We start from the raw sequence: 12,095 nt of genomic DNA, 5'->3' as shown, positions 1-12,095 counted from the left end.
GTCGGCGCACCGCGCGCAGCCGGCGAGGTGCGCCTCCACGCGGCGCCGCTCGTCACGATCCACCTCGCCGTCGTGCCAGGCGGAGATCCGCTCGTTCCAGTCGTGGCTACAGGTCGACACGTTCGCCCTCCCGCACGAGCCGCTCGTGGACCGCGCTCCGCGCCCGCGCGAGCCGGGATCGGACCGTCCCGACCGGACAGCCCTGCGCGCGCGCGATCTCCTCGTAGGAGAGCTCCTCCACCTCGCGCAGCCAGAGCGCCTCGCGCCACTCGCGCGGGAGGGCGTCGAGCGCCGCCGCGAGCTCGTCGCTCAGCGTCGCGTCGAGGAGCGCGGTCTCCGGCGTCGCCTCCGCCGGCGCGTCCGCGGGCGCGGCGAGGCCTCCGGCGAGCACCTCGAGCTTCGGCCGGAGCCCCCGCCGGCCGTTCAGGTGCACGGTCCGCTGGACGGAGATGAGCCACCCACGCATCCGCTCCGGATCGCGCAGCTCGCCGCTCCGCTCCAGCGCACGGGCGAGCGTGTCCTGCACGAGATCCTCCGCGTCGGCGGCGTTCCGCGTGAGCCGCTGGCCCCGCCGGCGCAGGGCCGGCAGGTGACCGAGGGCTCGCTCGATGAAGCCGCGCTTCACGCGTGTGTGAGACACGGCGGGCTCGCCAGGAGTTCCCGTGCGCGCACCTCGGGCCCTTGCGGGGGCCGCGGGCTCGTCCATCGCGCCGGGGGCGCCGGGCGGGAACTCGCGGAACCGCTCGCCGTGTCCCTGGCTCCGACCCATGACGAGGAGCCCGCCGACCGCATGAGCTTCGACATCCCCGGCCTGTTCGCCGCTGGCGTCCTCACCTTCCTCTCCCCCTGCGTCCTCCCGCTCGTGCCCATCTACCTCGGGCTCCTCGGCGGCGCGTCGGTGTCCGACGTCCGCGCGGGCGGCGCGCGCGGACGGCTCGTCGCGACCGCGGGGGCGTTCGCGGCAGGGCTCGCGAGCGTGTTCGTCGCGCTCGGGCTCGGGGCGAGCGCGGCGGGCGCGCTGCTCGCGGCGCACCGGGAGGCGCTGCTCCGGATCGCCGGCCTCGTCGTGGTCGTGTTCGGCCTGGGGTTCCTCGGCGTGCTGCGCTTGCCGGGCCTCGATCGCGAGCGGCGCCCGTGGCTCGCGCGCGCGGCGCCAGGGGGATCCCTCCTCGCGGCGTTCGCCTTCGGCGGCGCGTTCGCGCTCGGCTGGACGCCGTGCATCGGCCCGGTGCTCGGCTCCGTGCTCACCTACACCGCGAGCTCGGGCGCGAGCCCGGCCCGTGGCGCGCTGTACCTCGGCACCTACGCGGCCGGCCTCGTCGCGCCGCTCCTCGCCGCCGCCGCCTTCGCGCCGCGCGCGCTGCGGCTCCTCGACCGTGTGAAGCCGCACCTGCGCAAGATCGAGCTCGCGACCGGCGCGCTCCTCGTCGCGGTGGGCGCGCTCCTCGCGAGCGACCGGCTCATGCTCCTCATGCCGTCCGCCGGCGGGGGCGCCGCGCTGGCCGCCGCGGCGCCCCCTGCATCCGCGCCGGGGAGCGCGGGTGCCGGCGGCGCGGCCACCTGCGACGCGAGCGCGCCCGCCCCCTGCGATCTCCCGGCGCTCGGCGCACCCGGCGCGCCGGTCCCGGCCGCGTCCGGACCCGCGCTCGTCGAGCTCGTGAGCCGCACCTGCCCGGTCTGCCGGGGCATGGAGCCGGTGGTCGCGGAGGCCGAGCGCGGCTGCCCGGGCGCCCACGTGAAGCGCCGCCTCGTCGAGGAGCCCGAGGGCGCCGCGCTGGCGCGCCGTCACGCCGTCCGCGGGGTGCCGACGTTCCTCGTGCTCGACGCCACCGGCAAGGAGCTGCGCCGGCTCGTCGGCGCGCAGCCGGTCGACGCCCTGACGGACGCGCTCCAGCTCGCGACGGGACGGCTCTGCGACGCCCGGCCGCTCACGGCCCGGGAGCCGCCGCGCGGGGGGTGAGCGTCGCGGGCGGAGGCCCGGCGACCGGCGCCGCGGCCGGGAGCGGCGCGCTCGTCTCCGCCCCGCGCAGCCGCAGCTCCGCGGCGCCGGCGTCCCCCGGCAAGTAGCGCGTCAGCAGCGCGACCACCTCGCCGATCGAGAACGGGATCGCCGCGCGGACGATCACGTGGGCGGGATCGTCGGTCAGCCACAGGGAGATGTCGCCGCGCGGGGCCCCCGGCCCGCTCATCGGCGCGGTCACGTCCACGCGCACGCAGCGGAACTTCCCCCCGGGCGTCGAGACCTCCTCGCGCCCGCGGACCTGCGCGACGAGCGTGAACTGGCGCGAGCCGGATATGATCGGCAGCGCGTGGCGGTCACCGGGCGCGAGCGGCTGGAGTCGCAGCCACAGGAACGCGCTCGTCAGCTCCTGGACGCCGGCGGGAATCGGGAAGCGCTTCTCCGAGCGCCGGCCCTTCCGCTCCCGGACGAACGTCGCCTCTCCGCGCCCGCGGTCGAAGCGCGCGCGGTCCACGTGCGCGTCCCCCGCCTCGAACGCGCGCAGCTCCGAGCCGCGCGGCAGGCGCGAACGCGTGTCCCAGTACGACACGAGGTGCTCGCGCAGGTCGACGAGGCCGGCGACGCCGCGCGTCCGCGCCTCGAAGAACACCGGCCAGATGACCCCCTCCGGCCGCCCGACCGCGATGCGCGCCTCGCCCGCCACGAAGCCGAGGTAGCGGACCTCGAGCAAGGTCTCCTCGCCGGGGGCGAAAGTGGCCGCGCCCGCGGAGCCGAACGCCGCGATCATCGCGAGGACGGCTGCGATGCGAGCCAACGCGACCTCCTTCAGGACGTCGCGTGGCAGAAGCATCGCGGCGCGACCGGCCGTGAACTTACGCCACCCGGCGCTCGCGCCCGAGGCCCCGCTTCAAGTCGCCCGGAAGACCGCGCTGCGCCCGCCCTCCGGGCCGGGGGCGGGCGAGCGGACGCTACATCGCCGCGACCAGCGGTGCGGCGGCGGTCGTCTCGCCCTGGGCGGTCGGCGCGACCGTCTTCGGCTCGACCTTCTCGCCGCTCGCCAGCATCTGGAGCGAGATGGAGAGGAGCCCGGAGATGATCTCCGCGGCGCCCGCCACGTGGACCTTGCGGTAGATGCGCTTGCGGCGCGCCCGGATCGTCTCCGGCGACACGTTCGCGGCCGCAGCCGAGTCCTTGCACGCGAAGCCCTGGGCGATCCTCAGCACCTCGGAGCGCTCGGCCGGGGTCAGGCTCTTCCCGTCCATGTACTTCGCGGCGATGGGGGTGAGCGAATCGATCTCGATGTGAGGCATCTTCGCGCTCCTTCGTGGGTTCGTGTGGTGGGGTGTCGCCGTTCTCCCGCGCCTCCGCGGGCTGCCCGGTCGTTCGTTCCCCAACCCCTCGCCACGTTAGTCACGCCCCTCCCGGTTGCCACCCCCTCCGTGATCTTTTTTTCGATCGCCGGACGACCGCCAGGCGAGCGGTACCCAGGCGCCTGATCTTTCTCACCGTCCCAGCGGTGGAACCCTCCACTGGGTGCCGAGTGACCCGGCGCGGCGACCGGGCCGCCGTGGAGCTAGGGATCCCACGGCATAGGGGTGGCGATGGCCGGGAGGGGTGCCCAGCGCTGGCGACGGGTGGGACGGATCGCGACCGCGGCCGCGATCTCGGCGCTCGCCCTGATCGCCTGCGGCCGCGGCGGTTCGAAGGGGAGCTCTGCGGCGCCACGTCCGCCCGTGCCGGTCGTCGTCGCGGAGGCGCGGCAGGAGGACGTCCCCGACGAGCTCGCGGCGGTCGGCTCGGTCCAGCCGTTCGTCACCGTCTCCATCCGGCCGCTCGTGACCGGCGAGATCGTCGGCGTCTTCTTCGCCGAGGGCGACGAGGTCCGCGAGGGCCAGCGGCTCTTCCAGATCGACCCCGGCCCCTACGAGGCGGCGCTCGCCCAGGCGCGCGCCGCGGTGATCCGCGCGCGCGACCAGGCCGCGAACGCGCGCGCCGACGCGCGGCGCTACGCGGAGCTCGTGAAGCGCGAGTACGTGACGCGCCAGCAGTACGAGGCGGCGCTCGCGAACGCCTCGGCGCTGGCGGCGGACGTGAGCGGGCTCGAGGCGGCGGTGCGGAGGGCGGAGCTCGACCTCGCTCATTGCCGCATCGAAGCGCCGATCGCCGGCCGGACCGGCGCCGTCCTCGTCCAGCGCGGCAACGTGGTGCAGGCGAACCAGCAGGGCGCGCTCGTCGTCGTGTCCCAGCTGCGCCCGATCTACGTCGGGTTCACCGTGCCCGAGGAGCACGTCGGCGCGCTCCGCGCGGGCGTTGGGCGGCTGCGGGTGGTCGCGACCCGCGGCGGCAAGCAGGAGCAGGGGACGCTGACGTTCGTGAACAACACCGTCGACCCCGCCGCCGGGACGATCCTCGCCAAGGGGACGTTCGAGAACCTGGGCGAGGCGCTCTGGCCGGGGCAGTTCGTGGACGTGCGGGTCGTGCTGGGGGTGCAGCGGGGCGCCGTCGTCGCGCCCGCCGCGGCGATCGTCTCCGGCCAGGCGGGGCCTTACGTCTACGTGGTGGGGGCGGACGACACGGTCGAGCAGCGCCCGGTCAAGGTGGCGCACGCGACCGCGCGCGAGGCGGTGATCGCGAGCGGGCTCCGCCCCGGCGAGCGGGTGGTGGTCGACGGGCAGCTCGGGCTCGTGCCCAAGGCGCGCGTCGCGGTGAAGACCGCGCCGGCGCAGGCAGGGCAGGCGGGCGGCGAGCCGGGGCCGCGGGCGCAGGCGAGGACGCCGTGAACGCGTCCGGCCCCTTCATCCGCCGGCCCGTCATGACCTCGCTCGTCATGGCCGGCATCCTCGCCTTCGGCGCGGCCGCCTACCGGCTCCTGCCGGTGAGCGATCTCCCGAACGTCGACTTCCCGACGATCCAGGTGACGGCGAACCTCCCCGGCGCGAGCCCCGAGACGATGGCCGCCTCCGTCGCGACGCCCCTCGAGCGGCAGTTCTCCACGATCGCCGGCCTCGCCGCGATGAACTCGGCGTCCTTCCTCGGCGCGACGCAGGTGACGCTCCAGTTCGATCTCTCGCGCGACCTCGACGCCGCCGCCCAGGACGTCCAGGCCGCGATCTCCGCCGCGGGCCGGCAGCTCCCGCCCGACATGCCGACGCCGCCGACGTACCAGAAGGTGAACCCGGCGGACATGCCCATCCTGTACGTCGCGCTCACCTCCCCGACCCTGCCGCTCTCCCAGCTCGACGAGTACGGCGAGACGCTCATGGCGCAGCGGATCTCGAGCGTGCCCGGCGTCGCCCAGGTGCTCGTCTTCGGCTCCCAGAAGTACGCCGTCCGCATCCAGCTCGATCCGCTCCAGCTCACGAGCCGCGGGCTCGGGATCGACGAGGTGTCGGCCGCGGTGGCGGCCGCGAACGTGAACCTTCCCACCGGCACGCTCCAGGGGCCGCACCGCGCGACGACGGTCCAGGCGACCGGCCAGCTCACCGACGCCTCCCAGTACGGGCCGATCGTGGTGGCGTGGCGGAACGGCTCGCCGGTGCGCCTGCGCGACGTCGGCCAGGCGCTCGACAGCGTGGAGAACGACACGACGGCGGCGTGGTACGCGACGGGCGCGGGGGCGAGCCGCGCGATCGTGCTCGCCATCCAGCGCCAGCCCGGCACGAACACCGTCGCCGTCGCCGCGGCGGTGAAGGCGCTCCTCCCGCAGATGCGCACGCAGCTGCCCGCCTCCGTCTCGGCCGAGGTCCTCTTCGATCGCTCGGCGCCGATCGAGGCGTCGGTCCGCGACGTGAAGGTCACGCTCCTCCTCACGCTCGTCCTCGTCGTGGGCGTGATCTTCCTGTTCCTGCGGAACGTCCGGGCGACCCTCATCCCGAGCCTCGCCTTGCCCATGTCCGTCGTGGGGACGTTCGCGGTGATGTGGCTCCTCGGCTACAGCCTCGACAACCTCTCCCTCATGGCGCTCACGCTGTCGGTCGGGTTCGTGGTGGACGACGCGATCGTCATGCTCGAGAACGTCGTGCGCCACGTCGAGATGGGCGAGCCGCCGCGCGAGGCGGCGCTCCGCGGGGCGCAGGAGATCGGCTTCACCATCGTCTCGATGACGATCTCGCTCGCCGCGGTGTTCATCCCGGTGCTGTTCATGGGGGGGATCGTCGGGCGGCTGTTCCACGAGTTCGCGGTCACCATCGGCGTCGCGATCCTCGTCTCCGGCTTCGTCTCGCTGTCGCTCACGCCGATGCTGTGCGCGCGCCTCCTCTCGGAGCACCCGGAGCGGCCGCCGGGGCGCTTCTACCGGGTGACGGAGCGCGGCTTCGAGGCGCTGCTCGGCGGGTACCTGCGCGGCCTCTCCTGGTCGCTCGCGCACCGGCGCACGATCCTCGTCGTCACCGCGCTCGCGCTCGTCTCGATGGTGCCGCTCTTCGCGGCCGTGCCGAAGGGCTTCCTCCCCAGCGAGGACACCGGTCAGATCTTCACGTTCACCGAGGGGGCGCAGGGGGTGAGCTGGGAGGCGATGGCGGCGCACCAGCAGGAGGTGGCGGCGATCGCGGCGCAGGACCCGGCGGTGGAGGCGATCATGTCGAGCGCCGGGGCGCGCGGGGCGACCGCGGCGAACACCGGCGTCATCTTCATGCGCCTCCGGCCGCGCGGCGAGCGGGAGGGCGTCGACCGGGTCATCGAGCGGCTCCGCCCCCGGCTCGCGCAGGTCCCCGGGATGCGCGCCTTCCTGCAGAACCCGCCGCCCATCCGCATCGGCGGGCAGCTCACGAAGAGCCAGTACCAGCTCACCCTCCAGGATCCCGACACCGCCGAGCTCTACCGCGTCGCGCCCGAGCTGGAGGCGCGCCTGCGCGGCCTCGCCGGCCTGCGCGACGTGACGAGCGACCTTCAGCTCTCGAACCCGCAGGTCACCGTGAACATCGACCGGGACCGGGCGGCGGCGGTCGGCGTCTCGCCCCACGTCGTCGAGGACGCGCTCTACACCGCGTACGGCTCCCGCCAGATCTCGACCATCTACACGGCGACGAACGAGTACCAGGTCATCATGGAGGTCGAGCCGCGCTACCAGGCGGATGCGGCCGCGCTCTCGACGCTGCGCGTCCGCGCGCCCTCCGGGCAGCTCGTTCCGCTCGACTCGCTCGCGCGCCTCGAGAGCGGCGTGGGGCCGCTCTCGGTCTCGCACGCCGGGCAGCTCCCCTCGGTCACGATCTCGTTCAACCTCGACCCGGGCACCTCGCTCGGCACCGCCGTGGGCGCGGTCGAGGGGGTCGCGCGCCAGGTGCTCCCCGCCGGCGTGACGACGCGCTTCCAGGGGATCGCCGACGCGTTCCAGTCGTCGCTCTCGGGCCTCGGCTGGCTGCTCCTCCTCGCGGTGGTCGTCATCTACCTCGTGCTCGGGATCCTCTACGAGAGCTACGTCCACCCGATCACGATCCTGACCGCGCTCCCGTTCGCCGGCTTCGGCGCGCTCCTCACGCTGCTCGTGTTCCGCACCGAGCTCTCCATCTACGCGTTCGTCGGCGTCATCATGCTCGTCGGGCTCGTGAAGAAGAACGGCATCATGATGATCGACTTCGCCATCGAGGAGCGGAAGCGCGGCCGCAGCGCGCACGACGCGATCTTCGACGCGTGCCGCATCCGCTTCCGGCCGATCATGATGACGACCCTGGCGGCGCTCATGGGCACGCTCCCCATCGCGCTCGGGCTCGGCGCGGGCGCGGAGTCGCGCCGGCCGCTCGGGCTCGCGGTGGTCGGCGGCCTCGTCTTCTCGCAGGCGCTCACGCTGTTCGTGACGCCGGTCTTCTACACCTACCTCGAGGCGTTCTCCGACTGGTTCGCGCGACGGCGCCACCGCCGGCTCGAGCTCGTGCGGAACGGGCGCCGGCCCGCCCGGGCGTGACCTTCCCGGCGACGGTCCGGGCGGACGACCGCCCGCCGGTGCGCGGCGAAGCGCGCGCGGCGCCGCGTCGCGGGAGCCCTGAAGGACCGGGACCGGCGCCGCGGCGCGGGGCGTACGCTTCGGCGGGTGAGCGGTGCTGGGCGGAGGCCCGATGCGCCCGCAGGTCATCGAGAAGCGCGGTCCGTGGCCGGTCGAGCCGAACGTGCTCGACTACGCCCGGGCGCGGGACGGGTTCTCCTGGGCCGCCGCGCGCGCCGCGCTCGACGGGCTGCCCCACGGCCGCGGCCTCAACATCGCCCACGAGGCGGTGGACCGCCACGCGGCGGGCCCCCGCGCCGGCCGCGTCGCGCTGCGCTTCCTCGGCGCCGAGGGCGAGCGGCGCGAGCTCACCTACGCCGCGCTCGCCGAGGCGACGAGCCGGTTCGCGAACGCGCTCGCCGGCCTCGGCGTCCGGCGCGGCGACCGGGTGTTCGCGCTGCTCGGCCGCGTGCCGGAGCTCTACGTCGCCGCGCTCGGCACCCTCAAGCTCGGCGCCGTCTTCTCGCCGCTCTTCTCCGCCTTCGGCCCCGAGCCCGTGCGCGCCCGCCTCGCGCTGGGCCTCGGCAAGGTGCTCGTCACGAGCGCCGCGCTCTATCGCAAGAAGGTCGCGCCGGTCCGCGCCGAGCTGCCCTCGCTCGCGCACGTGCTCCTCGCCGGCGACGATCCGGGGAACGTCCCCGGAGGCCGCGCGCTCGGGCCGCTGCTCGAGGCGGCCTCGCCGCGGTTCGAGATCCCGGCCACCGCGCCCGCCGACCTCGCGCTCGTCCACTTCACGAGCGGGACGACCGGCAGGCCCAAGGGCGCGATGCACGTTCACGAGGCGGTGGTCGCCCACCACGCCACCGGCCGGCTCGCGCTCGACCTGCACGACGAGGACGTCTTCTGGTGCACCGCGGATCCGGGCTGGGTGACCGGCACCTCTTACGGGATCGTGGCGCCGCTCAGCTGCGGCGTGACGAGCATCGTGGACGAGGCGGAGTTCGACGCGGAGCGCTGGTACCGCGTGCTCGCCGAGGAGCGGATCACCGTCTGGTACACCGCCCCCACCGCGGTGCGCATGCTCATGAAGGCCGGCGCCGCGCTCGCGCGGGGGTGGGACCTGTCGCGGCTGCGCTTCGTCGCGAGCGTCGGCGAGCCGCTCAACCCGGAGGCGGTGGTGTGGGGGCAGGAGGCGCTCGGGCGGCCCATCCACGACAACTGGTGGCAGACCGAGACGGGCGGGATCATGATCGGCAACCTCGCCGCGCTGCCGGTGAAGCCCGGGTCGATGGGGCGGCCGCTGCCCGGCGTCACCGCCGCGATCGTCCGGCAGGGCGAGGACGGCCGGGTGGCCGAGGTGGCGGAGCCGGGGGTCGAGGGCGAGCTCGCGCTCCGGCCCGGCTGGCCGTCGATGTTCCGCGGCTACCTCGGCGACGAGGCGCGCTACCGCGCCTGCTTCGCCGACGGCTGGTACCTCACGGGCGACCTCGCCCGGCGCGACGCCGACGGCTACTTCTGGTTCGTCGGCCGCAAGGACGACGTGATCAAGTCGGCCGGCCACCTCATCGGGCCGTTCGAGGTGGAGAGCGCGCTGCTCGAGCACCCGGCCGTCGCCGAGGCGGCCGCGATCGGGATCCCCGATCCGGTCGCGCTCGAGGTGGTGAAGGCGTTCGTCGCGCTGAAGCCGGGCTTCACCGCGAGCGAGGCGCTGCGCCTCGAGCTCGTCGGGTTCGGCCGCGCGCGGCTCGGGCGCGCCGTGGCGCCGAAGGAGATCGCCTTCCTGCCCACGCTGCCCCGGACCCGCAGCGGCAAGATCATGCGCCGGCTCCTCAAGGCGCGCGAGCTCGGGCTCCCCGAGGGCGACACGTCCACCCTGGAGGGCGGCGCATGAGCGAGCCCGGCACGGCCGCGGTCCCCTCGCGCGAGCACGGCCTCGCGCTCCTCTCGGACATGCTCCGGATCCGCAGGCTCGAGGAGCGCTGCGCGGAGCTCTACGGGCAGGGGAAGATCCGCGGGTTCCTCCACCTGTACATCGGGGAGGAGGCGGTGGCGACCGGCGCGATGCGCGCGCTCCGCCCCGAGGACGCGATCGTCGCGACCTACCGGGAGCACGGCCACGCGCTCCTGCGCGGCGTGCCGGCGGCCGCGCTCATGGCCGAGATGTTCGGCAAGGCCACCGGCTGCAGCCGCGGGCGCGGCGGCTCGATGCACCTCTTCGACGCCGGGAGGCGGTTCTACGGAGGGAACGCCATCGTGGCGGGCGGGCTCCCGCTCGCGGTCGGCCTCGCGCTCGCGGACAGGCTGCGCGACGAGCGGCGCGTCACCGCCTGCTTCTTCGGGGACGGCGCGCTCGCCGAGGGCGAGTTCCACGAGTCGTTGAACCTCGCCGCGCTGTGGCGGCTCCCGGTCCTGTTCCTCTGCGAGAACAACCTGTACGCGATGGGGACCGCCATCGAGCGGCACCAGGCGCAGCTCGATCTCACCCTCAAGGCGCGCGGCTACGCGACGGCGGCCGAGAGCGTGGACGGGATGGACGTGCTTGCCGTCGAGGCGGCCGCCCGGCGCGCGGCGGAGTACGTGCGCGCCGGGGAGGGGCCGTTCCTGCTCGAGGCGAAGACGTATCGGTTCCGCGCCCACTCCGCGTACGACCCCGAGCTCTACCGGCCGAAGGAGGAGGTGGAGCGCTGGAAGCAGCGGGATCCCATCCCGGCGCTCGAGGCGACGCTGCGCGCGGCGGGCCTCCTCGCCGACGAGGACGTCGCGGGCATCGAGCGCGAGGCGGCGCGCGAGGTGGAGGAGGCGGTCGCGTTCGCGGAGGCCTCGCCCTGGGAGCCGGTCGAGGATCTCCTGCGCGACGTGTACGCGACGCCGGAGGGGCGGGGAGGAGGCGCGCCGTGAGGACCACCTACCGCGAGGCGGTGCGGATGGCGCTGCGCGAGGCGCTGGCGCGGGACCCGCGCGTGTTCCTCATGGGCGAGGACGTCGGCCGGTACGGCGGCACCTACGCGGTGAGCCGGGGCCTCCTCGAGGAGTTCGGGCCCGAGCGCGTCCGCGACACGCCGCTCTCCGAGTCCACCTTCGTCGGAGCGGGGATCGGCGCGGCGATGGCCGGGATGCGGCCCATCGTCGAGGTCATGACGGTGAACTTCAGCCTGCTCTGCCTCGACCAGATCGTGAACAACGCGGCGCTGCTCAGGCACATGTCCGGCGGCCAGGTCGCGGTGCCGCTCGTCATCCGCATGGCGACGGGCGCCGGGCGGCAGGTCGCGGCGCAGCACTCGCACAGCCTCGAGGGCTGGTACGCCCACATCCCCGGCATCAAGGTCGTGGCGCCCGCGACGATCGAGGACGCGCGCGGGATGCTCGCCGCCGCGCTCGCGGATCCCGACCCGGTGCTCGTCTTCGAGCACGCCGCGCTCTACGGGCTCGAGGGCGAGCTCGCGGAGGACGCCGGGCCGGTGGACATCGCCCGCGCCGCCGTTCGCCGGCCGGGGCGCGACGTGTCGCTCGTCGCCTACGGCGGCACGCTCGGGAAGGCCCTCGCCGCCGCGGAGGCGCTCGCGAGGGAGGGCGTCGAGGCGGAGGTGCTCGATCTGCGCGTGCTCCGCCCGCTCGACGTGGAGGCGATCCTCGCCTCCGTCCGGCGGACGCGCCGGGCGGTGGTGGTGGACGAGGGCTGGCGCACGGGGAGCCTCTCCGCCGAGGTCTCCGCCCGGATCATGGAGGGCGCGTTCTACGACCTCGACGCGCCGGTCGCGCGCGTTTGCAGCGCCGAGGTCCCGATCCCGTACCCGCGCCACCTCGAGGAGGCAGCGCTGCCCCAGCCCGAGGCGATCGCGGCGGCGGCCCGGAGGCTCGTGGGCCATGGCTGAGTTTCGTATGCCCTCGCTGGGCGCCGACATGGAGGCCGGCACGCTCGTCGAGTGGAAGGTCAAGCCCGGCGACGCGGTCCGGCGCGGCGATCTCGTCGCCGTGGTGGACACCGACAAGGGCGCGATCGACATCGAGATCTGGGAGGACGGGGTGGTGGAGCGGCTCCTCGTGCCGGTCGGCACGAAGGTGCCGGTCGGCACCCCGCTCGCCGCGGTGCGCGGCGCGGGCGCGCCGGCCGCGGTCCCCTCGTCCGTCGCGGCAGCCCCGCAGGTCGCGGCTCCCGTCGCGGTGAGCCCACCCGCGCCGACCCCGACGCCCTCCGCGGGCGTCGCCCCGGCCCCGCCG

Annotated in this window: 11 protein-coding genes; 7 read left to right on the top strand and 4 right to left on the bottom strand. The window is 75.0% G+C overall.

Annotated elements, in window-relative coordinates:
* Together MNY62_RS25610 and MNY62_RS24505 are read right to left on the bottom strand one after the other, a co-directional pair.
* A partial coding sequence (locus tag MNY62_RS25610; RefSeq protein ID WP_279426866.1) for an anti-sigma factor family protein occupies nt 1-120 on the bottom strand: 120 nt, incomplete at its 3' end.
* Entirely contained in the window at nt 107-640 is a 534-nt protein-coding gene (locus MNY62_RS24505) for an RNA polymerase sigma factor (RefSeq protein ID WP_242346957.1), read from the bottom strand. The genes MNY62_RS24505 and MNY62_RS25610, both read right to left, overlap by 14 nt.
* Before the next feature lie 150 nt (nt 641-790).
* Here MNY62_RS24505 and MNY62_RS24500 point away from each other — a divergent pair, with 150 nt between their 5' ends.
* Nucleotides 791-1,960 (top strand): cytochrome c biogenesis protein CcdA, encoded by a 1,170-nt coding sequence (locus MNY62_RS24500; RefSeq protein WP_242346956.1) that lies wholly within the window; start codon nt 791-793, stop codon nt 1,958-1,960.
* Here the strand turns inward: MNY62_RS24500 and MNY62_RS24495 are convergent.
* A complete protein-coding gene (locus MNY62_RS24495; RefSeq protein ID WP_242346955.1) occupies nt 1,929-2,774 on the bottom strand; it encodes a DUF3108 domain-containing protein in 846 nt (281 codons plus the stop codon). The two genes, MNY62_RS24500 and MNY62_RS24495, sit on opposite strands and share 32 nt — an antisense overlap.
* A gap of 154 nt (nt 2,775-2,928) precedes the next feature.
* On the bottom strand, nt 2,929-3,270 hold the full coding sequence (locus MNY62_RS24490) for a LuxR C-terminal-related transcriptional regulator (RefSeq protein ID WP_242346954.1): 342 nt from the start codon (nt 3,268-3,270) through the stop codon (nt 2,929-2,931).
* Nucleotides 3,271-3,561: 291 nt separating this feature from the next.
* Here MNY62_RS24490 and MNY62_RS24485 point away from each other — a divergent pair, with 291 nt between their 5' ends.
* From MNY62_RS24485 to MNY62_RS24460, 6 genes are all read left to right on the top strand, one after another.
* On the top strand, nt 3,562-4,740 hold the full coding sequence (locus MNY62_RS24485) for an efflux RND transporter periplasmic adaptor subunit (RefSeq protein WP_242346953.1): 1,179 nt from the start codon (nt 3,562-3,564) through the stop codon (nt 4,738-4,740).
* Nucleotides 4,737-7,859, top strand: coding sequence for an efflux RND transporter permease subunit (locus MNY62_RS24480; RefSeq protein ID WP_242346952.1), 3,123 nt, complete (start codon nt 4,737-4,739; stop codon nt 7,857-7,859). The genes MNY62_RS24485 and MNY62_RS24480 overlap by 4 nt, the downstream gene beginning before the upstream one ends.
* A gap of 151 nt (nt 7,860-8,010) precedes the next feature.
* On the top strand, nt 8,011-9,768 hold the full coding sequence (gene acsA, locus MNY62_RS24475) for an acetate--CoA ligase (RefSeq protein WP_242346951.1): 1,758 nt from the start codon (nt 8,011-8,013) through the stop codon (nt 9,766-9,768).
* Nucleotides 9,765-10,775 carry a pyruvate dehydrogenase (acetyl-transferring) E1 component subunit alpha gene (gene pdhA / locus MNY62_RS24470; RefSeq protein ID WP_242346950.1) on the top strand — a complete coding sequence of 337 codons (1,011 nt, stop codon included), beginning with the start codon at nt 9,765-9,767 and terminating at the stop codon, nt 10,773-10,775. Before acsA ends, pdhA begins: the two co-directional genes overlap by 4 nt.
* On the top strand, nt 10,772-11,749 hold the full coding sequence (locus tag MNY62_RS24465; RefSeq protein WP_279426865.1) for an alpha-ketoacid dehydrogenase subunit beta: 978 nt from the start codon (nt 10,772-10,774) through the stop codon (nt 11,747-11,749). The genes pdhA and MNY62_RS24465 overlap by 4 nt, the downstream gene beginning before the upstream one ends.
* Nucleotides 11,742-12,095: biotin/lipoyl-containing protein (locus MNY62_RS24460; RefSeq protein ID WP_332842528.1), on the top strand; the 354-nt coding region annotated here is incomplete at its 3' end. The genes MNY62_RS24465 and MNY62_RS24460, both read left to right, overlap by 8 nt.

The sequence above is a fragment of the Anaeromyxobacter terrae genome, assembly GCF_022690685.1.
Taxonomy (GTDB): domain Bacteria; phylum Myxococcota; class Myxococcia; order Myxococcales; family Anaeromyxobacteraceae; genus Anaeromyxobacter; species Anaeromyxobacter terrae.
Note: the sequence above shows the minus strand (reverse complement) of the source record. Positions and strands in the feature narration are given on the sequence as shown.